Annotated in this window: 26 protein-coding genes and 1 tRNA gene; 8 read left to right on the forward strand and 19 right to left on the reverse strand. The window is 67.6% G+C overall.

Annotation, left to right across the window (positions count from 1 at the left end):
• Positions 1–109: 109 nt before the first annotated feature.
• From ACSQ2F_RS01080 to ACSQ2F_RS01110, 7 genes are all read right to left on the reverse strand, one after another.
• Entirely contained in the window at positions 110–334 is a 225-nt protein-coding gene (locus ACSQ2F_RS01080) for a DNA gyrase inhibitor YacG (protein ID WP_436018902.1), read from the reverse strand.
• On the reverse strand, positions 331–1,086 hold the full coding sequence (zapD, locus tag ACSQ2F_RS01085) for a cell division protein ZapD (RefSeq protein ID WP_436018904.1): 756 nt from the start codon (positions 1,084–1,086) through the stop codon (positions 331–333). Before zapD ends, ACSQ2F_RS01080 begins: the two co-directional genes overlap by 4 nt.
• Positions 1,087–1,105: 19 nt before the next feature.
• Positions 1,106–1,765: a dephospho-CoA kinase gene (gene coaE, locus ACSQ2F_RS01090; RefSeq protein WP_436018906.1), complete on the reverse strand. Its 660-nt coding sequence runs from the start codon at positions 1,763–1,765 to the stop codon at positions 1,106–1,108.
• A gap of 4 nt (positions 1,766–1,769) precedes the next feature.
• Entirely contained in the window at positions 1,770–2,621 is an 852-nt protein-coding gene (locus tag ACSQ2F_RS01095; RefSeq protein WP_436018908.1) for a prepilin peptidase, read from the reverse strand.
• A gap of 9 nt (positions 2,622–2,630) precedes the next feature.
• On the reverse strand, positions 2,631–3,845 hold the full coding sequence (locus tag ACSQ2F_RS01100; protein WP_436018910.1) for a type II secretion system F family protein: 1,215 nt from the start codon (positions 3,843–3,845) through the stop codon (positions 2,631–2,633).
• A gap of 84 nt (positions 3,846–3,929) precedes the next feature.
• Positions 3,930–5,654, reverse strand: coding sequence for a type IV-A pilus assembly ATPase PilB (gene pilB, locus ACSQ2F_RS01105; protein ID WP_436026691.1), 1,725 nt, complete (start codon positions 5,652–5,654; stop codon positions 3,930–3,932).
• Between the two features lie 174 nt (positions 5,655–5,828).
• Positions 5,829–6,017 carry a hypothetical protein gene (locus tag ACSQ2F_RS01110; RefSeq protein ID WP_436018912.1) on the reverse strand — a complete coding sequence of 63 codons (189 nt, stop codon included), beginning with the start codon at positions 6,015–6,017 and terminating at the stop codon, positions 5,829–5,831.
• A 205-nt stretch (positions 6,018–6,222) separates the two neighbouring features.
• Here ACSQ2F_RS01110 and ACSQ2F_RS01115 point away from each other — a divergent pair, with 205 nt between their 5' ends.
• A complete protein-coding gene (locus ACSQ2F_RS01115; RefSeq protein WP_436018914.1) occupies positions 6,223–7,359 on the forward strand; it encodes a hypothetical protein in 1,137 nt (378 codons plus the stop codon).
• 60 nt (positions 7,360–7,419) lie between these two features.
• Here ACSQ2F_RS01115 and ACSQ2F_RS01120 read toward each other — a convergent pair.
• A tRNA-Pro gene (locus ACSQ2F_RS01120) sits at positions 7,420–7,496 on the reverse strand.
• Positions 7,497–7,612: 116 nt separating this feature from the next.
• On the reverse strand, positions 7,613–8,608 hold the full coding sequence (gene ispB / locus ACSQ2F_RS01125; protein ID WP_436018916.1) for an octaprenyl diphosphate synthase: 996 nt from the start codon (positions 8,606–8,608) through the stop codon (positions 7,613–7,615).
• Between the two features lie 214 nt (positions 8,609–8,822).
• Between ispB and rplU the strand changes: the two genes are divergently transcribed.
• The 4 genes from rplU (at position 8,823) to proB (ending at position 11,833) form a co-directional block, all read left to right on the forward strand.
• Positions 8,823–9,134: a 50S ribosomal protein L21 gene (gene rplU, locus ACSQ2F_RS01130; RefSeq protein ID WP_436018918.1), complete on the forward strand. Its 312-nt coding sequence runs from the start codon at positions 8,823–8,825 to the stop codon at positions 9,132–9,134.
• Between the two features lie 35 nt (positions 9,135–9,169).
• Positions 9,170–9,427 (forward strand): 50S ribosomal protein L27, encoded by a 258-nt coding sequence (gene rpmA, locus ACSQ2F_RS01135; RefSeq protein ID WP_436018920.1) that lies wholly within the window; start codon positions 9,170–9,172, stop codon positions 9,425–9,427.
• Between the two features lie 191 nt (positions 9,428–9,618).
• A complete protein-coding gene (cgtA, locus tag ACSQ2F_RS01140; protein WP_436018922.1) occupies positions 9,619–10,722 on the forward strand; it encodes an Obg family GTPase CgtA in 1,104 nt (367 codons plus the stop codon).
• Positions 10,715–11,833 carry a glutamate 5-kinase gene (gene proB, locus ACSQ2F_RS01145; protein WP_436018924.1) on the forward strand — a complete coding sequence of 373 codons (1,119 nt, stop codon included), beginning with the start codon at positions 10,715–10,717 and terminating at the stop codon, positions 11,831–11,833. The genes cgtA and proB overlap by 8 nt, the downstream gene beginning before the upstream one ends.
• Positions 11,834–11,909: 76 nt before the next feature.
• Here proB and ACSQ2F_RS01150 read toward each other — a convergent pair whose 3' ends face one another.
• The gene (locus tag ACSQ2F_RS01150) at positions 11,910–12,524 is read right to left on the reverse strand and encodes an RNA pyrophosphohydrolase (RefSeq protein ID WP_436018926.1); all 615 of its coding nucleotides are present in this window, start codon (positions 12,522–12,524) and stop codon (positions 11,910–11,912) included.
• A gap of 127 nt (positions 12,525–12,651) precedes the next feature.
• Here ACSQ2F_RS01150 and ACSQ2F_RS01155 point away from each other — a divergent pair, with 127 nt between their 5' ends.
• Together ACSQ2F_RS01155 and ACSQ2F_RS01160 are read left to right on the forward strand one after the other, a co-directional pair.
• Entirely contained in the window at positions 12,652–14,397 is a 1,746-nt protein-coding gene (locus ACSQ2F_RS01155) for a proline--tRNA ligase (protein ID WP_436018928.1), read from the forward strand.
• Positions 14,394–15,041 carry a lytic transglycosylase domain-containing protein gene (locus ACSQ2F_RS01160; RefSeq protein WP_436018930.1) on the forward strand — a complete coding sequence of 216 codons (648 nt, stop codon included), beginning with the start codon at positions 14,394–14,396 and terminating at the stop codon, positions 15,039–15,041. Before ACSQ2F_RS01155 ends, ACSQ2F_RS01160 begins: the two co-directional genes overlap by 4 nt.
• A 16-nt stretch (positions 15,042–15,057) precedes the next feature.
• Here ACSQ2F_RS01160 and ACSQ2F_RS01165 read toward each other — a convergent pair whose 3' ends face one another.
• The 6 genes from ACSQ2F_RS01165 to hemA all read right to left on the reverse strand — a co-directional run bounded on the left by ACSQ2F_RS01165 (position 15,058) and on the right by hemA (position 20,194).
• Complete coding sequence (locus tag ACSQ2F_RS01165) at positions 15,058–15,630, reverse strand: UbiX family flavin prenyltransferase (RefSeq protein ID WP_436018932.1); 573 nt, start codon at positions 15,628–15,630, stop codon at positions 15,058–15,060.
• Positions 15,631–15,637: 7 nt separating this feature from the next.
• Positions 15,638–15,958, reverse strand: coding sequence for a Grx4 family monothiol glutaredoxin (grxD, locus tag ACSQ2F_RS01170; RefSeq protein ID WP_436018934.1), 321 nt, complete (start codon positions 15,956–15,958; stop codon positions 15,638–15,640).
• A 112-nt stretch (positions 15,959–16,070) separates the two neighbouring features.
• Entirely contained in the window at positions 16,071–16,727 is a 657-nt protein-coding gene (locus ACSQ2F_RS01175) for a hypothetical protein (RefSeq protein ID WP_436018936.1), read from the reverse strand.
• Between the two features lie 188 nt (positions 16,728–16,915).
• A complete protein-coding gene (gene prmC, locus ACSQ2F_RS01180; protein WP_436018938.1) occupies positions 16,916–17,743 on the reverse strand; it encodes a peptide chain release factor N(5)-glutamine methyltransferase in 828 nt (275 codons plus the stop codon).
• Positions 17,740–18,825 (reverse strand): peptide chain release factor 1, encoded by a 1,086-nt coding sequence (prfA, locus tag ACSQ2F_RS01185; RefSeq protein ID WP_436018940.1) that lies wholly within the window; start codon positions 18,823–18,825, stop codon positions 17,740–17,742. Before prfA ends, prmC begins: the two co-directional genes overlap by 4 nt.
• Positions 18,826–18,901: 76 nt before the next feature.
• Positions 18,902–20,194, reverse strand: coding sequence for a glutamyl-tRNA reductase (gene hemA, locus ACSQ2F_RS01190; protein ID WP_436018942.1), 1,293 nt, complete (start codon positions 20,192–20,194; stop codon positions 18,902–18,904).
• 90 nt (positions 20,195–20,284) lie between these two features.
• Here hemA and ACSQ2F_RS01195 point away from each other — a divergent pair, with 90 nt between their 5' ends.
• Positions 20,285–20,566, forward strand: a complete 282-nt coding sequence (locus tag ACSQ2F_RS01195) for a hypothetical protein (protein WP_436018944.1) — start codon at positions 20,285–20,287, stop codon at positions 20,564–20,566.
• Here ACSQ2F_RS01195 and ACSQ2F_RS01200 read toward each other — a convergent pair.
• The 3 genes from ACSQ2F_RS01200 to ACSQ2F_RS01210 all read right to left on the reverse strand — a co-directional run bounded on the left by ACSQ2F_RS01200 (position 20,526) and on the right by ACSQ2F_RS01210 (position 23,549).
• On the reverse strand, positions 20,526–21,704 hold the full coding sequence (locus tag ACSQ2F_RS01200; RefSeq protein ID WP_436018946.1) for a GGDEF domain-containing protein: 1,179 nt from the start codon (positions 21,702–21,704) through the stop codon (positions 20,526–20,528). The genes ACSQ2F_RS01195 and ACSQ2F_RS01200 overlap by 41 nt on opposite strands.
• A gap of 82 nt (positions 21,705–21,786) precedes the next feature.
• Positions 21,787–23,166 (reverse strand): tRNA (N6-isopentenyl adenosine(37)-C2)-methylthiotransferase MiaB, encoded by a 1,380-nt coding sequence (miaB, locus tag ACSQ2F_RS01205; RefSeq protein WP_436018948.1) that lies wholly within the window; start codon positions 23,164–23,166, stop codon positions 21,787–21,789.
• Positions 23,163–23,549, reverse strand: a complete 387-nt coding sequence (locus ACSQ2F_RS01210) for a hypothetical protein (RefSeq protein WP_436018950.1) — start codon at positions 23,547–23,549, stop codon at positions 23,163–23,165. Before ACSQ2F_RS01210 ends, miaB begins: the two co-directional genes overlap by 4 nt.
• Positions 23,550–23,971 lie beyond the last annotated feature (422 nt).

The raw sequence follows: 23,971 nt of genomic DNA on the forward strand, positions 1-23,971 counted from the left end.
GGGTCCTGGGAGAAAGGTCGCACGGGCAATGGGTCGCCCGCAGGGTCACGAGGGTACAGCGTCAGGGCGGGCGCCCGGCTTCGCAGGGGGCGCGCCCCATCGGGCGGGCTCAGCGCAACGGGTGGACCGGAGCGTCCGGGTCGTCGTCCTCGGGGGCTGGTGGCTTGGCATCCAGCCGATAGGCTTCACTGGCCCACGCGCCGAAGTCGGCGTTCTTGCAGCGTTCGCTGCAGAAGGGACGGAAGGCATTTTCCGGTGCGTAGACGCTGTCGCCCCGGCATCGGGGGCATTTGACGATGCGACGCAGGCCGGTGCTCGGGGCTTGCGGGTTCATGTGCAGAGGGTCAGTTCGAAGCTGGTGTCGGTGCCGGCGGGCTTGAGGCGTCCTTCGGCGTCCTGGCGCATCAGGCGCACGAGCACCATCAGGCGGTGCCCGCTGATCTCGGGCACGAGTTGCAGGGTCGGGTCGATGCGCAGTCTGAGCAGCTGGTACACGCGGCCGGCCGGCAGGCTTTGCTGGTACTGGCCGCCCTGGCTCATCACCTTGTGGGGAACGCCGGAATCGCGGAGCAGCGCGAGCACGAGCTTGAGCGCCTCGGCCAGCGGCATCAAGGTGCCGATCCAGTGGTTCAGGTCGGCCCGGCGGCGTGCCGCGGGCAGTTGCTGCCAGGCGTAGTAGGCGGGCAGGTCGAACTCGCAGGTGCCGCCGGGGATGCTGATGCGGCTGCGGATGCTCATCAGCCATTCGTTGGCGTTGAGCGACTGCCCCGCCTTGCCGGTCAGCTTGTTGAGGCCGTCGAAGGCATGGTCGATGCGGCGGATGACGTCGTCGAGGGCGTCTTCCGCAATGGACGGGTTGCCGCGGTAGCTGTTGAACTGGGCACGCTGGCGTTCGAGGTCCTTGAGCACGTCGGACTTGAGGTCGGCGCGCGACGACACGTCCATGATCTCGAACAGCGTGGCGAGCGCGTAGTGGTGGTCCACGGCTTCGTCACGCGGCAGCAGCCGGCCCAGCCGGTCGAACAGGTGTTCGAGGCGGAGCATCGTGCGGATGCTTTCGTTGAAGGGGTATTCGTAGAGGACCAAGGGTGGGCTTCCTGTTGAATCAACGCGGAGGGCTTCCGTGACATTGTTCCACAGGGCACCAGTGGCGCCATAGCGCGCCCACCTCGTCGGCAAGCTGGTCGAACCCGATGCCGTGGTTGCAGATGATGGCGTCGGCCGCCGCGCGACGGGCGGCGCGGGGCGCCTGCTGCCGGATGACGGCCAGCACGGTCTCTCGTGTCCAGCCGGAGCGGGCCATCACGCGCTCGACCTGGACCTCCTCCGGGCAATCGACCACCAGCACGCGATCCACCCGGGCGCGCCACCGGGTCGATTCGACGAGCAGCGGTACGTCGAACAGCCGCACGCGGTCACCGGCGGCCTCGGCCTGCCGGTTGCATTCGAGGCCGATCAGCGGGTGCAGGATGGCTTCGAGCCGCGCCTTGGCGGAGGGGTCGGCGAACACCTGTTCGCGCATGCGGGCACGGTCGAGTGCGCCATCGGGGCCGATCATGGCGTCGCCGAACGCCGCGCGCAGCGGGTCGATCGCGGCGCCGCCCGGCAAGGTGAGGGCCCGCGAGATGGCGTCGGTGTCGATCAGTGCGGCGCCCTGGGCCACCAGCAGGGAGGCCACCGTGCTCTTGCCGCTGCCGATGCCCCCCGTCAGCCCGATCTGCAGCGGGCGGCGCGGCCGAGCGGCGGACGGCGGACGCGCGGGCATGGTGTCAGCGCCAGCCGAGCCAGCCCAGCACGCGTTCAGGGCCGGCCAGCATCACGACGATGCCGCCGCCGGCGAGGAAGGGGCCGAACGGCACATAGCGGCCTTCGCGCAGGTTGCTCGCCATCTTCATGCCGATGCCCACGATCGCACCGATGACCGAGGCCCCGAGCACGATGGGCAGGATCATCTGGACGCCCAGCCAGGCGCCGAGCGCCGCCAGCAACTTGAAGTCGCCGTAGCCCATGCCCTCCTTGCCGGTGGTGAGCTTGAAGAGCCAGTACACGCTCCACAGCGACAGGTAGCCGACGACGGCACCCCACAGGGACTGGCTCAGCGGCACCGTCCACCCGAGGGCGCTGGCCACGAGGCCGGCCCAGAGCAGGGGCAGGGTGAGGTTGTCCGGCAGCAGGGTGGTGTCCCAGTCGATGCCGGTCAAGGCCAGCAGCACGGCGACGAAGCCGCACCAGAGCCAGGCCACCGGCTGCTCGCCGAAGCGCCACGCCACGGCCGCGAACAGCAGACCGGTGGCGAGCTCGACCAAGGGGTAGCGCGGCGAGATGCGGGTCTTGCACGCCGAACAACGCCCCCGCAACGCGAGGTAGCTCAGCACCGGGATGTTCTCGTACCAGGCGATCGGGTGGCCGCAGGACGGGCAGCGAGACCGCGGGGTGGAGAGGGTGATGGGCGGGGGCAGCTCGACGGTGACGCCGAGGAGCTCGGCGCTGTCCTGCTTCCATTCGCGGTCGAGCGCCAGCGGGAGCCGGTGCACGACCACGTTCAGGAAGCTGCCGATGCACAGTCCTACCAGGCCCAGGAGCCAGGGGGTGGCGGCGATGTCAAGCGCGAACCATTCCATCGGCGTCGATCAGACGACGGCGCCGAGCTTGAAGATCGGCAGGTACATCGACACGACGATGCCACCGATCAAGGTGCCCAGGATCACGATGATGAAGGGCTCCATCAGGCTCGATAGGCCGGCAACGGCTTCATCGACCTCATCTTCGTAGAACTCCGCCGCCCTGCCTAGCATGCCGTCGAGCGACCCGGATTCCTCGCCGATGGCGCACATCTGCAGCACCATGACCGGAAATACCCCGGTGGTTTCCATTGAGGCCGTCAGGCTTGCGCCGGTCGAGACGTCTTTCTGGATCTGTTCTGTGGCGTCCTTAAAGACCGCATTGCCGGCGGCACCGCCCACGGAGTCGAGGGCCTCGACGAGAGGCACGCCGGCGGCAAACATCGTTGACAGCGTACGCGTCCAACGCGCAACGGACGCCTTGTTCACCAGGCTGCCGAATACGGGCGCTTTCAAAAGCAGTCGGTCCATCGTGCGCTGCATCTTCTCGGAACGCTTCCAGGATTCCAGGAAGAAGTAGATGCCGCCGCCCAGGAAACCAAAGATCGCCCACCAGTATTGGGTAAACACCTTTGACATGCCGATGACAAACATCGTCGGTGCGGGAAGGTCTGCGCCGAACGATTCGAAGACGTTCTCGAACACCGGGATCACGAACAGCATGATCACGCAGATGACGATGAAGGCGACCACCAGCACGGCCACCGGGTAGATCAGCGCCGACTTGATCTTGTTCTTCAGCGCCATCGTCTTTTCCTGGTAGATGGCCAGGCGATCGAGGAGCGTATCCAGAATACCCGCGGCTTCACCGGCTTCGACGAGGTTGCAGTACAACGCGTCGAATTGAAGCGGATGTTTCCGGAAGGCCGACGAGAGGCTGGTGCCTGTCTCGACGTCAGTGCGGATGTCGGTGAGCAGTTTGGTCATGCGCGGATTGGAGCTGCCGCGGGCGACGATGTCGAAAGCCTGGAGCAGGGGCACGCCCGCCCGCATCATGGTGGCGAGCTGCCGGGTGAAGACGGCGATGTCCTTCTGCTTGATGGCTTTGCCACCGCTGGTGCGGCGCTTCTTCACCTTGGTGATGAGGATGCCCTGGCGGCGCAGCGTGGCGCTGACCATGGCCTCGCCCCCAGCGCGCAGCTCGCCCCGAACCGTTTTCCCGTTCTTGTCCTTGCCTTGCCACTCGAAAACGAATTCTTTCTCTCTGACGGCTGCAGTTGCCATGATCTCTCCGAGGAAACTTCTATCCTCGTCCCGTTGGTTGTCGTTCGGTGTTGCGCCTATGCCTCAAGGAGTGCGGCCTGACCGTCACTCGTTGGTGCAGGCGATCACCTCTTCCAGCGTCGTGGCGCCTGCCCGTACCTTGATCAGGCCGGACTGGCGCAGGTCGCGAACCCCTTCGCGCTGCGCCTGCACGGCGATGTCCATCGACGTCCCCTCGGCGAGGATGATGCGCTGGATTTCCTCGGTGATGGGCATCACTTGGTAAATGCCGACCCGGCCTTTGTAGCCATTCGTGCACGCCGAGCAGCCCACAGCGCGGTACGGTTTCCAGGAGCCGTCGAGGTCGGTTTCCCGGTAACCCGCCTTGAGCATGGCCTCGCGAGGGTACTCGGCTGGCGCCTTGCATGACTCACAAAGCCGACGCGCAAGCCGCTGTGCCGTGATGAGCAGCACACTCGAGGCGATGTTGAAGGGCGCGACGCCCATGTTCAGCAGCCGGGTGAGGGTGGTCGGCGCGTCGTTGGTGTGCAGGGTGGACATCACCATGTGGCCGGTCTGGGCGGCCTTGATGGCGATGTCGGCGGTTTCGAGGTCGCGGATTTCGCCGACCATGATCACGTCCGGATCCTGGCGCAGGAACGACTTGAGGGCGGCCGCGAAGGTGAGGCCCGCCTTGTCGTTCACGTTGACCTGGTTGATGCCGGGCAGGTTGATTTCAGCCGGGTCCTCGACGGTCGAGATGTTGACGCCGGGCTGGTTCAGGATGTTGAGGCAGGTGTAGAGCGACACCGTCTTGCCGCTACCGGTCGGGCCCGTCACCAGCACCATGCCGTAGGGCCGCTGGATGCACTTGAGCAGCCGGTCCTTCTCGATCTTCTCGTAGCCCAGGGCCTCGATGCCGAGCTTGGCGCTGGAGGAGTCGAGAATACGGATCACGATCTTCTCGCCGAAGAGCGTGGGCAGGGTGCTCACCCGGAAGTCGATCGACTTGTTGCCGAACTTCAGCTTCATCCGGCCGTCTTGCGGGACCCGCTTCTCGGCGATGTCCATGCGCGAGATGACCTTGATGCGCGAGGCGAGCTTGTCCTTGATGGCGATCGGCGGCTGGGTGATCTCGCGCAGTTCGCCGTCGACGCGGAAGCGCACCCGGTAGTGGTACTCGTAGGGCTCGAAGTGCAGGTCGGACGCCCGGGCGTTGATCGCGTCGATCAGCATCTTCTGCAGGAAGCGCACCACCGGCGCGTCTTCCACGTCGACCGTGACCTCGTGCTGCTCGGGCGCCGAGTTCTCCTCGTCGTTGACGTCGAACTCGAAGTCGCCGCCCACGATGTTCTCGAGCGACTCAGTGGCGCTGGCGCCCGCCGCTTCGAGAATCTTGGTCAGCTTGTCGTGCTCGAGCACGACCCACTCGGGCGACAGCTGGGTGGCGAACTTGATGCGCTCGATGGCTTCCTGGTCGGTCGGGTCTGCCCCGCCGACGAAGAGCCGGTTGCCGCGCTTGCTGAGGATCAGGACCTGGTACTGCGCGGTCAGCTTGGCGTCGATGACGTTGCGCGGCAGGCGCTGCAGGTCGACGGCGTTGATGTCCATCACCGGGAGCGCGAGGGCGCTCGCCAGGGTGTGGGCCAGGTCGGCCGACGAGATGGCGCCGCCGGCGATGACCGAGGCGATGAAGCTGGTCTTCTTTTCCTTGGCCGACTTGACGAGGTCTTCAGCCGTCTTGGCGTTCAGCTTGCCCGCATGGACGAGGACCCGCGCGACGCCGGAAAGGGACGATTGAGGGGCTTCGGCAAGAGTGTCCACAGGCAGGGCGTGATGTCACAACGTGAAATGGGCGTACCGAGCCATGATCGCTGATTCGATCCACCCTGTAAACATCGCCCACCCTCACGAACTGCCAGAAAAAGCAGCTTTCGGCCGGTGATTTCCTGCAACGAAATGCATCCGTCGGCCCGACCGTCCTCACGGACCCCGGGCGCCGTGTCAGCGCTTCTTCTCGTCCGGGTGCCGCTGGTCGTGAACGATGTCGGCGGGCGTCGTGGGCTGGGAGGACAGGACCGGGTCGACGATCGCCTTGCCGAGGGAGTCGAGCGGGCTGTCGTCGGTGTCGTTGCCGGCCTCTGACGGGCGTGTTTCAACGTCAGGAGCGGAGGGATTGGAACGGGCTGCCATGCGGAAACTCCTTTCTATGTGCATGCCCTGGCGGCAAGCCGCGTGCCCTCATCCGTGGCGAACCGTGTGCGGGTGTTGGTCGGAGCCTGCATCCGACGGTGCGTACACTGGCCTCCATCGGGGCGCACTTGGCGCCCGCACCACCGGAATATGAGACGCGCCCATGGACTCCCCTGCACTCGCTGATGGTGCCCACGGCAACATCTTGAAGCTCTACGTCGACTCGACGTCCTTGTCCTTGGTTGAGCAGATGTTCGACTACGTTCAATGCGCTGAGGACCCGAACGTCTTCAAGATCATCACGTGGCTTCGACTCGCTGTGCCGGAGCGCCATCTGATCCTGCACAACGCGGCCTATGTGCCCCAGATGGCAGCCGTGTCGGCGGACTTCGTCGATTCCGTGCGAAGCCTGGTGGTCGGCAATCCAATCAGGCTCGTGGAGATCCATTCGAACCAGACCCACGCGTGGAGAGGGGTCGTGCCGTTGATGCGTGCCCTTGTCGGCCCGCTCGAGGCGGCAGGCATCGCCCTTCGGCTGCATTTGTACGACGACGGATCATTGAGCGTGATGCAGCGCGAGACCCTCAAGTCGGAGGCTGGCCTCGACGAGGCGTTGCGCCGCGCCGCGCTGGACCTGGGTCGCGCGATACAGGGCCTGGCCGCGCCGTCCAACAACGTGCTCCAGAGTCATGCATGGCACTTGTTGTTCGACACCACGTACCACATGCTGCGTCGCGATCTCTTGTGCAGCGATGAGGCGGGACGACGGGTGAATCAGGCGTTCGCCGCCTGCGCGCAAGACATGCAACTGGATCAGTGGGCATCACTGAGTGAGACGCAGCGATGGCTGTATCTGTCGATGTTCGGTATCGGCGAGGCGGAGCGTGCGGCACTGCAGTCCTGGGCGTCCGACCCGAAGGCGTGGCTCTTCACTGGAACGGCCACGTGGGATGCGGCGCCCAACGAGCGGCTCGGCAAGGCGCAATTGCGCACCGTGCAAGCGTTGCGCGAGTCAGGGCGCTTGCCCGAAGGAGCGCGCATCGGCTTCAAGGCGCATCCTGCGAATCCGGCCTACAACGATGCGCTGCGTCGAGCGCTTGGAGAGGACGTGCTCGAGGTTCCTGCGCAGGTGCCGCTCGAGGTGCTGCTGATGGCGAAGCTGCTGCCGTCCAACCGCTGCGGCGTTCTGAGTTCAGCGTTCTTCACATTGCCGCCCACGCAGACCCGTTTCGTGGTTGTCGACGCCAGCAGCGAGGCCGAAGCGCTGGCGCTCCCGCTGGTCCGGCTCATGCTGCGGGCTGGAGCAATCGTTCCGGAGCAGGTGCTTCCGTGGGCCTCCTGACTGCTTACCGGAAAGCAAAGAAGCCCAAGCACCGAGGGCACTTGGGCTTCTTTCAGATATTGGTCGGGGTGAGAGGATTCGAACCTCCGGCCTCTACGTCCCGAACGTAGCGCTCTACCAGGCTAAGCTACACCCCGATGTTTTTTCGTATTTCTCTGCGTTCTTCTTTGCGTTGTTCTGCTCTGGCGGCGCACTCGCGGTTGCCGGGGTCCATCGCTCGCATCAGTGGTTCGCAACGGTGCGGTTGGCGCTCTCAGGAAGAGCGGTCCACCGACCGAACGCAGAATTCTATCAGAGCTTCCTTGTGGGCGGAAGGGGGCAGCAGCGACAAACTGAGGCGGGCCTTCTCGGCCTCGGCGCGGGCGGCTTCGCGCGTCACTTCCAGTGCGCCGGTTCGGCGAACGATCTCGACGATCTCGGCCAGCCGGGTGACCTCGCCGTGCTCGATCGCATGGCGGATGAGGGCGCGGTCTTCCTCGCTGGCGCGCTCCATGGCCACGAGCAGCGGCAGCGTGGGCTTGCCCTCGCGCAGGTCGTCGCCAACGTTCTTGCCGAGCTGCGACGTGGAGCCTTCGTAGTCGAGGAGGTCGTCGACAAGCTGGAAGGCGGTGCCCAGTGAACGACCATAGGAGGCGCAGGCGTCTTCCACCTCGGCATTGGCGCCGGCCAGCACGGCGCCCAGGCGAGCGCTGGCTTCGAAGAGCTTGGCGGTCTTGAAGCGAATGACCTTCAGGTAGTCCTCGACGGCCAGGTCGGCGTCGTGCATGTTCATCAGCTGCAGGACCTCGCCCTCGGCGATCACGTTGGTCGCGTCGGCCAGCACCTCGAGCACCCGCATGCGATTGACCGAGACCATCATCTGGAAGGCGCGCGAGTAGAGGAAGTCGCCGACGAGCACGCTGGCCGCGTTGCCGAACAGGGCATTGGCGGTCTGGCGACCGCGGCGCAGGTCGGATTCATCGACGACGTCGTCGTGCAGCAGGGTGGCCGTGTGGATGAACTCCACCGTCGCGGCCATTTCGTAGCGCTCGCGTCCCTGGAAGCCCAGCGCGTTCGCGAACAGCAGCACGAGCATCGGGCGCAGGCGCTTGCCGCCGGCGCTGATGATGTAGTGCGAGATCTGGTTGATGAGGACAACCTCGGACGCGAGCCTCAGGCGGATGACGGCATCCACCTCACGCATCTCCGCCGCGACGAACGCAGCGTGGCTGGAGGAAACTTCGGAAGGGGAGGAGGGTGACGGCTGCACGTTGGGCTCAATTGGGTATCGCAAATTATAGGAAGAGCGGGCGCTGACCCCCAGCCCTGGGGGTGTGGCCGTCGCACCCGTGCAGACCTCCGCCCGGGTGCACGATTTTTCGGCACGGGCCCCGGCTGCCGTGCTAGAATGTTCGGCTCTGCGTGTCAAGCAGGGCAGTTCCAGGGCGTTCAGGCGCCCGGAGCCGATTCACTGAAAGGCTGATATGTACGCGCTCATCAAAACCGGTGGCAAGCAATACAAGGTTGCTGCTGGCGAAAAAATCAAGGTAGAACAGATTGCTGCGGACGTTGGCCAAGAGATCACGATCGACCAGGTGCTGGCTGTTGGAGCCGGTGCCGATCTGAAGGTCGGGACTCCCTTGGTAGCTGGCGCAACCGTTGTGGCCACCGTGGTGGCTCAAGGCAGGCACGACAAGGTGCGCATCTTCAAGATGCGTCGCCGCAAGCACTATCAGAAGCGTCAAGGCCACCGCCAGGCCTTCACCGAGCTTCAGATCAGCGCCGTCAACGCCTGAGTCTGGCAGTCCATCCGAGTTCTAGGAGTTAAACCATGGCACAGAAAAAGGGCGGCGGTTCCACACGGAACGGCCGCGACTCTCAACCGAAGATGCTGGGCGTGAAAGCGTTCGGCGGCGAGGCCATCTCGGCCGGCTCGATCATCGTTCGTCAGCGTGGCACGCAGTTCCACCCTGGCGTGAACGTCGGCATCGGCAAGGACCACACCCTGTTCGCACTGACCGACGGCACCGTCGAGTTCGCGGTCAAGGGTTCGGCCAACCGCCGTACCGTCAACATCAAGGCGGCCTGAGGCGGGCTTCGGGGCTGTTCTGCAGCCCCGGCCAGCCAGACCGAACGAAGCCCCGGTTCGCCGGGGCTTTGTTTTTTGCGGAAGACGGAGCCGGTGGCTTACGATTCGCACGGGCCCGTGCCGATCGGCGCGAGCCCCGCTTCCTCTTTTGAACGGTGGCCCACCGGGGCGCCGTGTGTGGACAAACAGTCATGAAATTCGTTGACGAAGCCACGATCGACGTCGTCGCAGGCGATGGCGGCAACGGCTGCATGAGCTTTCGCCGCGAGAAGTTCCTGCCCTTCGGTGGGCCGAACGGCGGCGATGGTGGTCGCGGCGGCAGCGTGTACGCCGTGGGCGACCGCAACCTCAACACCCTGATCGACTACCGTTACGCCCGACGCCATGAAGCGCGCCGGGGCGAGAACGGCCGGGGCTCCGACCAGTTCGGCGCTGCCGCCGAGGACATCGTCCTGCGCATGCCGATGGGCACGATCATCACCGACCTGGAAACGGGCAACGTGATCGCCGAACTCCTCGTGCCGGACGAGAGGGTGCTGCTGGCCAAGGGGGGCGACGGCGGCTTCGGCAACATGCACTTCAAGACCAGCACGAACCGGGCGCCGCGCCAGAAGACACCCGGCTGGCCGGGGCAGGCCTTCAAGCTGAAGCTCGAGATGCGCGTGCTCGCCGACGTCGGCCTGCTGGGCATGCCCAACGCCGGCAAGTCCACGCTCATCGCGGCCATCTCGAATGCGCGGCCGAAGATCGCCGACTACCCGTTCACCACGCTGCACCCGAACCTGGGCGTGGTCCGCGTCGCGGCAGAGCAGAGCTTCGTCGTGGCCGACATCCCGGGTCTCATCGAAGGGGCCTCGGAAGGCGCGGGCCTCGGCCACCTCTTCCTGCGCCACCTGCAGCGCACCCACCTGCTGCTGCACCTTGTCGACATGGCGCCGTTCGACGATTCCGTCGACCCCGTGGCGCAAGCCAAGGCGATCGTGGCCGAGCTGAAGAAGTACGACGAGCAGCTGTACAACAAGCCGCGCTGGCTCGTGCTCAACAAGCTCGACATGGTGCCCGCCGACGAGCGCGAGCAGCGGGTGAAGGACTTCGTCAAGCGCTTCAAGTGGAAAGGCCCGGTGTTCCAGATCTCGGCCCTCACGCGCGAAGGCTGCGAAGGCCTGGTTCATGCCGTCTACCAGCACGTGTCCAAGCTCAAGAACGTGGTGCCGGACGATCCGGATCCCCGCTTTGCCGATCCCGATGCCCCGACCGCCGCGGAAGGGGCCCAGCCGAACGCCGCCCATGACTGACGCGCTCAAGAACGCCCGCCGCATCGTGGTGAAGGTGGGCTCCACCCTCGTCACCAACGAAGGGCGTGGGGTGGATGCCGAGGCGATCGGCACCTGGTGCCGCCAGATGGCGGCGCTGGCCGCACAGGGGCGCGAGGTGGTGATGGTCTCGAGCGGTGCCATTGCCGAAGGCATGAAGCGCCTGGGCTGGAGCAGCCGTCCGAAGGAAATCCATGAGCTGCAGGCGGCGGCGGCCGTCGGCCAGATGGGCCTCGCCCAGATCTACGAGACGCAGCTGCGCACCTACGGCATGGGCAGCGCACAGGTGCTGCTGACGCACGCCGACCTGGCCGATCGGGAGCGCTACCTGAACGCCCGCTCCACCTTGCTGACCCTGCTGCGGCTGAACGTCGTGCCGGTGATCAACGAGAACGACACGGTCGTCACCGACGAGATCAAGTTCGGCGACAACGACACCCTGGGTGCCCTGGTCGCCAACCTGATCGAGGCCGACGCGCTGGTCATCCTGACGGACCAGAAGGGCCTGTACTCGGCCGACCCGCGCAAGGACCCCAACGCCGAGTTCATCCACGAGGCGCGCGCCGGCACGCCGGAGCTCGAGCGCATGGCCGGCGGCGCCGGATCGAACCTCGGACGCGGCGGCATGATCACCAAGATCCTGGCGGCCAAGCGCGCTGCACGCAGCGGGGCCTCCACCGTCATTGCATGGGGCCGGGAACCCGATGTGCTGATCCGCCTCGCGGCCGGCGAATCCATCGGCACGGCCCTCACGGCCAGCACGGCCAAGACCACGGCCCGCAAGCAGTGGATGGCCGATCACCTGCAGATGCGCGGGGCCGTCACGGTCGACGATGGCGCCGTCGCCAAGCTGCGCGATGGTGGCAAGAGCCTTCTGCCCATCGGCATCGTGAGCGTGGCCGGCGAGTTCCTGCGGGGCGACGTGATCGCGGTGCGGAATGCGGCGGGCGCCGAAGTGGCGCGCGGCCTGGCGAACTACTCGGCGTCCGAGGCGCGGCTCATCGCCCGCCATCCCTCGACCGACTTCGAGCGCCTGCTCGGATTCACGGGCGAGCCCGAGATGATCCACCGCGACAACCTGATCCTCAGCTGAGCGTGACGACGCGGCAGTGCCCGGCTGGCGCCGGCCATGCCTGACGTCGTGCGCGGCCTCTCGCAGGCCGCAGGGTTCAGCCCGACGGGTCGCCCTCGTCCTGGGGCGCGTGCGGGAGCACCATTCCGCCCTCGCGCGGGGCGGCTTCCTCAGCTGGCGGCTCGTCGCGATGGTGGGTGCGCATGCCGGAGCGCAGGTAGCGGTTGTGGTGCGCGCTGCTGCGCGGCAGGTAGCGGGCGAGCTCGGTGAGGGCCATCTGGTAGACCTCCCGCTTGAACTCGATGACCCACTCGAGCGGCACCCAGTACTCGTTCCACCGCCACGCGTCGAACTCCGGGTGGTCGCTGGCGCGCAGGTTCATGTCGCTGTCGCGGCCGATGAGCTGCAGCAGGAACCAGATCTGCTTCTGTCCGCGGTAGTGGCCGCGGGCATCGCGGCGGATGAAGTGGTCGGGCACCTCGTAGCGCAGCCAGTCGCGGGTGCGCGCGACGATGCGCACGTGGTCAGGCAGCAGCCCGACTTCCTCGTGAAGTTCGCGGAACATCGCCTGCTCGGGCGTCTCCCCGTACTTGATCCCGCCCTGCGGAAACTGCCAGGAGTGGGTGCGGATCCGCTTGCCCCAGAACACCTGGTTCCGGGGGTTGAGCAGGATGATGCCGACGTTGGGTCTGAACCCATCCCGGTCGAGCATAATCACCTCGAAATCTCTAGTTGAAATCATTATTGCACCGGTATGACGGGAATCAACCCCGCATAACCCCGCTCCGCACGGAGCGCCGTGCCTCCACCGAACCCATGATCACCCCCGCGACCTGCCCATGAAAGCGTCCCAGTTTTTCATCTCCACCCTGAAGGAAGCGCCCGCAGAAGCCGAGGTCGTCAGCCAGAAGCTGATGATGCGGGCGGGCTACATCAAGCGGCTGGGCGCCGGCATCTACAGCTACATGCCGATGGGCCTGCGTGTCATCCGCAAGGTCGAGAACATCATCCGCGAGGAGATGACGCGGGCCGGTGCGGTGGAGCTCCTCATGCCGGTCGTGCAGCCGGCCGAGCTGTGGCAGGAGTCCGGCCGCTGGGACAAGATGGGCCCGGAGATGCTGCGGGTGAAGGACCGCCACGACCGTGACTTCATCATCCAGCCGACGAGCGAGGAGGTCATCACCGACATCGCCCGCCAGGAACTGCGCAGCTACCGCCAGCTGCCCAAGAACTTCTTCCACATCCAGACCAAGTTCCGTGATGAGCGTCGCCCGCGCTTCGGCGTAATGCGGGGCCGCGAGTTCACGATGAAGGACGCCTACTCCTTCGATCGCAACCCCGAGGCGGCGATCAAGAGCTACGAGGCCATGTACACGGCCTACTGCCGCATCTTCGAGCGCCTGGGTCTGACCTACCGCGCCGTGGCGGCCGACACCGGCGCGATCGGGGGCGCGCTGTCGCACGAGTTCCAGGTGATCGCCGACACCGGCGAAGACGCGCTCGTCTACTGCCCGCAGTCCGACTACGCGGCCAACATCGAACTGGCCGAGGCCCTGCCCCTGCTCGCCCAGCGCGCGGCCGCGACGGCCGCCATGGAGAAAGTGGCCACGCCCGGCAAGAGCACCTGCGCCGACGTGGCGGAACTGCTGGCCGTGCCCCTGGAGCGGACCGTGAAGTCACTCGTCCTCGCGACCGACGACAAGACCGAGAAGGGCGACGCCGCCGGCACCACCGTCTGGCTGCTGCTGGTGCGTGGCGACCACGACCTCAATGAAGTGAAGGCCGGCAAGGTGCCGGGCCTGAACGGCGGCTTCCGCTTCGCGACCACGGCCGAGATCGAGCAGCACTTCGGCTGCAAGCCGGGTTACCTGGGCCCGGTCGGGCTCAAGGCGCCCGTCAAGGTGGTGGCCGACCGCACGGTCGCCAACATGAGCGACTTCATCTCGGGCGCCAACGAAGCCGGCTTCCACCTCACCGGCCTCAACTGGGGCCGCGACCTGCCCGAGCCCGACCTGGTCGCCGACATCCGCAATGTCGTTGAGGGCGACCCGTCGCCGGACGGCAAGGGGGCGCTGGCCATCCAGCGCGGCATCGAGGTCGGCCATGTGTTCAACCTTGGCACCGTGTATTCCAAGCCGCTCAATGCGACCTACCTCGACGAGCAGGGCAAGCCGCAGCTGATGGAGATGGGCTGCTACGGCATCGGCGTCACCCGCATCCTCGGTGCTGCCATCGAGCAGAACCACGACGAGCGCGGCATCATCTGGCCGGCATCGATGGCGCCGTTCGAGGTCGTGCTCTGCCCGATCAGCTATGACCGTTCGCCGGAGGTCCAGGCCGCCGCCGACCGCCTGCATGATGAACTGCAGGCGCTCGGCATCGACGTCATGCTGGACAACCGGGGTGAGCGCCCCGGTGCCATGTTCGCCGACTGGGAGCTGGTGGGTGTTCCGAATCGGGTGGTGCTGGGAGACCGCGGGCTCAAGGAAGGGCAGGTCGAGTACCAGGGCCGTCGTGACCCTGCGGCCACCAACGTGCCCCTGGCAGACATCGTGGCCTTCGTGAAGGCCCGACTGGGCCGATGAGCGGGCTGTTCACGGCCGCCCCGGGCATCACCCGGCGGCGGTTGGCCTTGTCGGCGGTGGCCATGCCCTGTGCCGGGCTCCTGCCCGACGTGGCCCATGCGGGCCGCCAGGCGGAGGAGCCGCTGGCCGACTCTGTGCGGTCGGTGCTGTCCGCAGCCATCGCCAACAACGCACCGCCCAAGCCGACCTTCGACAACGTTCAGGACCGCATCGTCTACCTGCGCTGGCTGGGCGAGATGAGCAACCGGCTCAAGAAGCGCAAGTCCGAGAACGTGACCCGCATCGAGTTCCTCGAGACGGTGTACTACGAGTCGAAGCGGGCCGGCCTCGAGCCGGCGTTGCTGCTCGGGTTGATCCAGGTGGAGAGCGGCTTTCGCAAGTACGCCATCAGCATTGCTGGCGCCCGGGGCTACACCCAGGTCATGCCGTTCTGGACGCGCCTGATCGGCGACGGCGAACCGGCCCGACTGTTCCACATGCAGACCAACCTTCGCTTCGGCTGCGTCATCCTGCGCCACTACCTCGACCGCGAGCGCGGCGACATGTACATGGCGCTCGGCCGCTACAACGGCAGCCGGGGCAAGCCGCAGTACCCCAACCTCGTGTTCGGGGCGAGGAAGGCGTGGGAATGGAAGCCCGCGTAGGGGCTCCGGCGCAAGTTCAGAGGCCGGTCCAGGCCGTGGGGGCGGCGGACGCCACGCCCAGCAGCTCGAGCACGCGCTCGACGGTTTCGTCGACCATCGCCTCGATGCTCGTCGGCCGGTGGTAGAAGGCGGGCAGAGGTGGGAACACGATGCCGCCCATTTCGGTGACGGCCGTCATGTTGCGCAGGTGAGCCAGGTTGAAGGGCGTCTCACGCACCATCAGCACCAGGCGTCGCCGTTCCTTGAGGGTGACATCCGCAGCCCGGCTCAGCAGGTTGTCGGACAGGCCGTGGGCCACCGCGGCGAGCGTCTTCATGGAGCAGGGGGCGATCACCATCGCGGCCGTGGCGAACGAGCCGCTGGCAATGGCAGCCCCGACGTCGCCCGGGTGGTACGCGGTGTGGGCGAGGCCTTCCAGGGCGGTGCGGTCCAGCCCCAGTTCGTGGTGCACGTTGAGCACCCCGGCGGGGCTCACGACGAGGTGCGTCTCGCGTCCGGCGGCGCGAAGCCGCTCAAGCAGGCGCACGCCGTACACGGCGCCCGTCGCGCCGGTGATGCCCACCACGACGCGGGCGCGCGGGTCGGTCATGCGGCGCTCAGGCGGCCTTGCTGCCCAGGACCTGCTGCAGTTCGCCCGCCTCGTACATCTCCATCATGATGTCCGAGCCGCCGACGAATTCGCCGTCGACATAGAGCTGCGGGATGGTGGGCCAGTTGGCGTATTCCTTGATGCCCTGGCGCACTTCCGCGTCGTCGAGGACGTTCACGGTGGTGAGGTCGGACACGCCGCAGGCCTTCAGGATCTGCACGGCACGGCCGGAGAAGCCGCACATCGGGAACTGCGCGGTGCCCTTCATGAAAAGCACGACGCGGTTGCCTTTGACGAGTTCGTCGATGCGTTGTTGGGTGTCGCTCATGGTCTGAAGCCGGTCGAACCGGTTGAAAACGTGTCGGACCGACAAGGATAAGGCATCGCGGCCCCGCCATGGCGGCCGGGGGCTTGGCGGGGGTGCTGCCCTTTGCGGCGGATCAGAACTCGTAGGAGAAACCGAACTGCAGCACCGGCGACAGGCGAAGGTCGCGCACGACCTCGTCGAAGCTGCGCGAGCCGTTCACCGCGCGGCCCACGCGCCCGATGGAGCCCGGGTTGGTGGACATGATGCCCACGTCGGCCGAGAAGCCCCAGCTGCGTCGCGCGCCGCTGTAGCCGATGCCGAGGTAGGTGCTCGTGCTCATCGGGTCGTTGTGGGCGGCGCTGCCGGTGGGGTCGTAGCCGCCGCTGCGCTGGTCGATGCTCAGCGCACGCGAACCGCCGGACATGCCCCACAGGGACGTGCGCGGGCCGAAGACGAAGCCGCCGGTGGCCCGAAGGCCGCTCAGGCTGTATGCGTTCGGCGTGGGGCGCAGGTAGTAGTCGCCCATCACGCTCAAGCCCGACAGGGCGAATGCGTGGTCGTTGTCGTCCGGCCGGCTGCGCAGCGGGGTGGAGTGGGTGGAGAAGGCGAGACGCCCCTGGACGCGGTTCCAGCTCAGGTCGAAGAGGCTGCTGCTGGAACCCGCGTCGGCCGCCGAGGCGGCCGGCAGGGAAGCCAGGGCTTGCGAGGGCGGTGTCTCGGCGCGGACCGGTGACAGCCCGCACACGGTGCAGAGTGCGCACGAGGCGGCGAGGGACAAGGCGTGGCGCATGGTCGTTCCCGGAACGTCTTCTTGTGGAGATTCGCTTCAGGCAACCGTTTCGGGTGGAACCGGCCCCTTGAGTGGAATGCTACGCCGGAAGATTCCGACCGTGTGTCACTGACTGCGTCCTGCCGGTGATTGGCGGGCAAAACCGAACCGCGAACGGCCTGAAATCCGGCCGTCCGACCCCCTGAACCCTAGGGTCGACGGCCGCCGGTGCAGCGGCCATGCCCCGCCAGATCGTGGCGGGTACTCACGTCGATGAAGCCGTGGTCTTGCAGCAACGCCGCCACTGCGTCGGCCTGGTCGTGCCCATGCTCGAACAGGAGCCAGCCGCCAGGCGCCAGGTGCTCGGGCGCGCCGGCCACGATGTCGCGGATCGCCTGCAGCCCGTCGCCTTCGGGGGTCAGCGCCAGGCGCGGCTCGTGGGTCAGTGCCGCCAGGTGCGGGTCGTCGCCGGCGATGTAGGGCGGGTTGCTGACCACCAGCGTGAAGCGGCGCCCGGCGAGCGGTTGCCACCAGGGGCCTTCGATGAACTCCACGTCCAGGCGCAGGTTCGCCGCATTGCGCCGCGCCACGGCCAGGGCCGCCGGGCTGAGGTCCGTCGCAACGACCCGGGCGGCGCCGGTCGCGCCGCGTCGGATGGCCAGGGCGATGGCACCGCTCCCCGTGCCCAGGTCCAGCACCTCGGCCGGTGCCTCGCCGTCGCGGCGGGCCAGCAGGTCCAGCGCCCATTCGACGAGCGTCTCGGTGTCCGGCCGCGGCACCAGCACCGCCGGCGACACCTCGAGCGTCAGTCCGTGGAATTCCTTCTCCCCCAGCAGGTACGCCACCGGTTCGCCGGCCGCCCGTCGGGTGCTCAGGCTGCCGAAGCGGGCGCGCTCATCCGCGGAGAGCAAATGGTCGTCATGGGCGAACAGCCAGCTGCGGGGCCGATCGAGCACGTGGCCCAGCAGGCATTGGGCGTCGAAGCGGTCGATCCCGGCCGCTGCCGCGGCGCGCAAGGCCTCCGCGACCGTGCTCATGCGCCTCGCCCTTCGAGTTCGGCCAGCTGCTGCGCGGCACGCTCCGCCTGCAACGCCGCCAGCACGTCGTCGAGGTCTCCCTCCATGACGGCGCCGAGCTTGTAGAGGGTGAGGTTGATCCGGTGATCGGTGAGGCGGCCCTGGGGGAAGTTGTAGGTGCGGATGCGGTCGCTGCGGTCGCCGCTGCCGATCAGGTTCTTGCGCGTGGCCGCGACGGCCGCCGCGCGCTCGCTGCGGTCCTTCTCGCGCAGGCGTGCCGCGAGCACGGCCATGGCCTTGGCCTTGTTGCGGTGCTGTGAGCGGTCGTCCTGGCACTCGGCCACGATGCCGGTGGGCAGGTGGGTGATGCGGATGGCGCTGTCGGTCTTGTTGACGTGCTGGCCGCCGGCGCCGCTTGCCCGGAAGGTGTCGATGCGCAGCTCGGCCGGATTGAGCTTGACCTCATCCGCCTCGTCCGCCTCCGGCATCACCGCCACCGTGCAGGCGCTGGTATGGATGCGGCCCTGCGTTTCGGTGGCCGGCACCCGCTGCACCCGGTGGCCGCCCGACTCGAAGCGCAATCGCGCGTAGACATCATCGCCCTCGACCCGCAGCACCACTTCCTTGTAACCGCCCAGGTCCGAGGTGCTTTCGGACATGATCTCCGTGCGCCACCCTTGGCGCTCGGCGTAGCGCAGGTACATCCGGAGCAGGTCGGCGGCGAAGAGCGCGGATTCGTCGCCCCCGGTGCCGGCCCGGATTTCCACGAACGCGTTGCGTGCGTCGTCCGGGTCGCGCGGGAGGAGGGCGGTCTGCAGCGCGAGGTGCAGCCGCGGCAGGTCCGCCTCGGCCGAGGCGATTTCCTCGGCCGCCATCTCGGCCATGTCCGGGTCGGCGAGCATCTCGCGGGCGGCGGCCAGGTCGCGCTCGCGTTGTTCGTAATGCCTGAAGCGTTCACAGACGCCGGCCACCTCCGCATGCTCGCGGGTCAGCGCGCGGAAGCGGTTCATGTCGGCAACGACGGACGGGTCGGCCAGGGTGGCATCGAGTTCGGTCAGGCGCAGGCCGAGGCGCTCGAACTGCTGGCGAAGGGCGGCTTTCATGCGGGGCTCCAGAAATGCAGGGACGCCGGGCGGGGCCTCGAGGGCCGCTGCGCACCGGGAAGGCGGAGGAGCGCCGCTAACGGGTTTCTTCGGCGGGGTCGCGGGGACTGCCGCGCAGGAACAGGCGAGACACGGTATGGGCCAGCTGCACGCGATGGTCGCCATCGGCGGCGTGCAACTCGGCCAGCGTACCGTGCAGCATCTTCTGGGTCAGGCTGCGCGACATGGCTTCCAGCACGGACTCGATGTCCTCGCCCTTGGCCAACAGCTTGCGGGCGCGGGCGATCTCGCCGGCGCGCCAGCGGTCTGCCTGTGCGTTCAGGGCCTGGATCAGCGGAACGGTGCCGCGCTGGCCCAGCCAATGCACGAAGCTCTGCACGCCGGCATCGATGATGGCCTCGGCCTGCTCCACGGCGGCCTGGCGTTTCTCGCCGGCCGTCTGCACCAGGGCCGAGAGGTCGTCGACGGTGTAGAGATAGACGTCGGACAGGCGCGCCACCTCGGGCTCGATGTCACGGGGCACGGCCAGGTCGACCATGAACATGGGGCGATGCCGGCGGGCCTTGAGGGCGCGCTCGACGGCGCCCAGGCCGATGATGGGCACTGAACTCGCGGTGCACGACACCACGGCGTCGAACTCGCCGAGCCGGGCGGGCAGGTCGGCCATGCGGATGGCCTCGGCGCCCAGTCGTCCGGCCAGCTTCTCGCCGCGCTCGAGCGTGCGGTTCGCCACGGCCATCGCCTTGGGCTGCCGGGCCGCGAAGTGGGTGGCGACGAGCTCGATCATCTCGCCCGCGCCGACGAACAGCACCTTGGCTTCGGTCAGGTCCTCGAACAGCTGGGACGACAGCCGCACGGCGGCAGCGGCCATGCTGATCGAGTGCGACCCGATCTCCGTGGAGGTGCGCACGTCCTTCGCCACGGCGAAGGAGCGCTGGAACATCTGGTGCAGCGTCGTACCGAGGGTGCCCGCGGTGTCGGCCTCGCGGACGGCCTGCTTCATCTGCCCGAGGATCTGCGGTTCCCCGAGCACCATGGAGTCGAGTCCGCTGGCCACGCGGAAGGCGTGGCGTGCCGCCGCCTCGCCCTGCAGTACATAGGAATGGTCCATCAGCTGGTGCGGGGCGACGCCGCCGAAGCCGGCGAGCCAGTCGACCGCCGGCTGCACGAGTGCCGGCTCGGCCGCGCAGTAGAGTTCCGTGCGGTTGCAGGTGGACAGCAGGGCGACCTCGGGCGCGCCCGGCGCGGCGCTCAGGCGCTGGCGAAAGGCTTGCAGCGTCGGGGCCAGCTGCTCCAGCGAGAACGCGAACCGTCCCCGGAGGTCCAGGGGGGCGGTGGTGTGGTTCAGGCCGAGGGCGAAGACGCTCATGAGGCGAATTATAAAATCTGCATCGGACGGCCACATGATGACCGTCAAATGCCCGGCGCGACAAGCGCCCCACCCTTTTGAGGAGTTCCCGTGGGCGTGCTCGACGGTCTTTGGCACCTGTTGAACTTCTTTGCGCCGGCACTGGCCGTCGGCGTGCTGGCCGCGTCCGCCACCAAGCTGCTGTGGTGGAAGGAGTTGCGCTCGGTGGGTTGGTCCCGTCTGGCGGCCTGGGCCGTGGCGGGAAGCGCCGCCGCGCTGCTGGCCGGCCTCCTCTGGACCGGGCGCGACGGCAAGATGGTCACCTATGCGGCCATGGTCGTCGCCTGCGCCGTCAGCCTGGGGTGGGCGGCGTTCGGCCGGCGTCCCGGCTGACCGCGCGTTCGAGGCGGTTGCGGCCTGCCGCCTTGGCGCGGTAGAGCGCCTCGTCGGCGGACGCCATCAGGCGCTCGAGTGACGCGTCGCCGGCGTCCCGCAGCGCCACGCCGGCGCTGAACGTGAGGGGAAACCCGAGCGTCGGCACCACCTCGCGGGCCACGAGTTCACGCAGACGACGGTCCACGGCCTCGGCGGCGTCCAGGCCCGACTGGGGCAGCAGCACGCAGAACTCCTCGCCGCCGTACCGGCCGACCAGGTCCGGGCCGCGCAGCACGTGCTGCAAGGCGCGGGAAAACTGGACGAGCGCCCTGTCGCCGGCGGCATGGCCCTGGTTGTCGTTGATGCGCTTGAAGTGATCGAGGTCGAGCATCATCACGGTCAGGGGCTGCCCGTGGCGTTCGGCCAGCCTGAGGTGATCCAGTCCGGCCGCGAGCCACTGGCGTCGGTTCAGCACCCCGGTGAGTCCGTCGGTCGTGGCCAGGCGCTGCAACTCGCGTTCGGCCTCGTCACGGTGCGCCAGCAGGAAGGCCAGCGTGCCGACGGTCAGGTTGGCGTTGTTGATGATCAGGCCGAGGGTGTTGATCCAGTGGGCCGCGTCAAAACGGGGGTATGCCTCCGGCCATCCGACGACGAGCACGAAGCGCCCCAGCACCATCAGTCCCGAGCTCGCCAACGCCACGCCGGCCAGCCAGCGCCACCGCCACGACGTGGAGGTCGGGCGGGGCCGCAGCAGCACGACGGCCAGCCACAGCATTTGCAGCGACAGCCCGGCATTGGTGATGGCGATGCGCGCGACGTAGTCGCCGAAGAGCAGCCAGTGCAGCAGGGTCACGACGGCAGGCAGCCCCCAGGCCCAGGCTCGGGAGACCGGTTCGTGCAGGTACGCCTTGGCGGCCACGTGCACGAAGCCGAACCCGGTCACCATGCAGGCCACCCCGACGGTGGCGAGCGACCGGGGCCAGGCGCGGTAGGAGGCAATCAGCGCCGCCCACGCCAGGGCCTGGAGCACCAGCGCGACATTCCACGCCCGGATGCCGGAGCGCGAGTCCCAGCGAACGCCGAGGGTCAGCGCGACGCTCATCAGCGTCACGTTGATCATCAGCGAGAAGAACAGGGTCTGCGGGTCGAGGTTCACATCGCTCCGTGCGGGCCCGCGGCACGGACCTCCCTCGGGCTATCGGCCGCCGGGCGCTCGACTTGAGCGCCGGCCGGCAGGTTCAGCTCGCCGTCGGGGTCAGTGCACCGTCGGTGATCGGCACCTCGGCGCGCAGCGAGTGGGCGTAGGCGGCAGTGATGGTGACGTCGATCATCTGGCCGATGAGCCTCGGCGGCGCCTTGAAGTTGACGATGCGGTTGCACTCCGTGCGCCCCATCAGCTCCCCGGCGTCCCGGCGAGACGGCCCTTCGACCAGCAGCCGTTGCGTGGAACCCACCATGGCGCGGCTGATCCGCTCGACGTTCTCCTCGATGCGGGCCTGCAGCACCTGCAGGCGCGCAAGCTTGGTCTCGTGCGGCGTGTCGTCCTCGAGCGAGGCGGCCGGCGTGCCGGGTCGCTTGCTGAAGATGAAGCTGAACGAGGCGTCGTAGCCGACGTCGTCGATGAGCTTCATCATGCGGGCGAAGTCGTCGTCGGTTTCGCCGGGGAAGCCGACGATGAAGTCGCTCGAGAGCGCGAGGTTCGGCCGCACCGCCCGCAGCTTGCGGATGGTGCTCTTGTACTCGAGCGCCGTGTAGCCGCGTTTCATCGCCATCAGGATGCGGTCGCTGCCATGCTGCACCGGCAGGTGCAGGTGGTTCACGAGCTGCGGCACCCGCTCGTACACCTCGATGAGGCGCTGCGAGAATTCGTTGGGGTGGCTCGTGGTGTAGCGGATGCGCTCGATACCGGGAATCTCGGCCACGTACTCGATCAGCAGCGCGAAGTCGGCGATCTCGCCCGTACCGCCCATCGGGCCGCGGTAGGCGTTGACGTTCTGCCCCAGCAGCGTCACTTCCTTCACGCCCTGGTCGGCCAGCCCCGCCACCTCGACCAGCACGTCGTCGAAGGGGCGCGACACCTCTTCACCGCGGGTGTACGGCACGACACAGTAGCTGCAGTACTTGGAGCAACCCTCCATGATGGACACGAAGGCACTCGCGCCTTCGACGCGAGCGGGCGGCAGGTGGTCGAACTTCTCGATCTCGGGGAAGCTGATGTCGACCTGCGGGCGCCTCTGGGACTGTCGGCGGGCCAGCATCTCGGGCAGGCGGTGCAGCGTCTGCGGACCGAACACCACGTCGACATAGGGCGCACGCTGAATGATGGCGGCGCCTTCCTGGCTCGCGACGCATCCGCCGACGCCGATCAGGACCCCGCGCTCCTTCAGGTGCTTCACGCGGCCGAGGTCGCTGAAGACCTTCTCCTGCGCCTTTTCACGCACCGAGCAGGTGTTGAAGAGGATCAGGTCCGCCTGCTCCGGGTCGTTCGTCGGCTCGTAGCCTTCGGCCGCCCGCATCACGTCGGACATCTTGTCCGAGTCGTATTCGTTCATCTGGCAGCCGAAGGTCTTGATGAAGACCTTCTTGGAGGCGCCGCCGGCCTGGCGGGTATCGCTCATGGCTTCGACCAGGTCTGGGCGGCGGGGTCGAAGCGCCAGGCCTGCGCCTCCTCGACGGAGGTGGGCCAGGGGCGGACGCGGGCTTCCTCGGTGCGCAGGATCCACACGTCCCGCACGAGGCCCGAGGCGTCGAGGGTGTAGTGGACCACGGCCTTCTTGTCGATCAGTTCACCCGACATGACGAGGAGGTTGTTGTCTCCGCGGATCCGCGAACCCGGGGCGAGCCGTGTCGGTTTGCCGTTGAGCGCGATCACCGGGGGCTGGCCGAAGGCGATGATGCCGCGCAGGGCGTTTTCCGGGAACTGGCGTGCGACCTGGGCCCAGGCCGGCGCGGCGAGGGTGGTGGCGGCAACAGCGGCCACGGCGATGAAACAGCGGTACATGGTATGCGTCCAGTGGCTGTGTAGCGGGAGCGGGAGCGAGCGCACCCGGCGGTGCACGGGCGGCGAGAAGGACCGAAGTGTACCGGGGCGGTGCCTGCCGCGGCGGGTGGAAACGCTGCCGAACCGGCCTGCACCGTGGCCTTGTGCCGGGCGCCGGGGAAGCGCCTGCAATCCTTGGCCATCCGGTGATAGAATCCTCAAATCGCAGCGACCCTCCACAGGCGTCCCACGCCTCCCCGTGAAGCCTGGTATCTGGCAGCAGAGCCGGTCGTCGTTGCCTGCCCCCGTGCGGGGTGCGTCGACCGAACGGCGCCAATCCACCCTCACGATCCGCCCCTTACCAGCGCCGCTGCCGTGCGCCGGGGCCCATCTGCCTTTTGCCGGCCCGTGCCGGCAGCCGTCACGCAGGATCGTCATGATCG

The organism is Rhizobacter sp. LjRoot28 (assembly GCF_964253025.1).
GTDB lineage: Bacteria > Pseudomonadota > Gammaproteobacteria > Burkholderiales > Burkholderiaceae_C > Rhizobacter.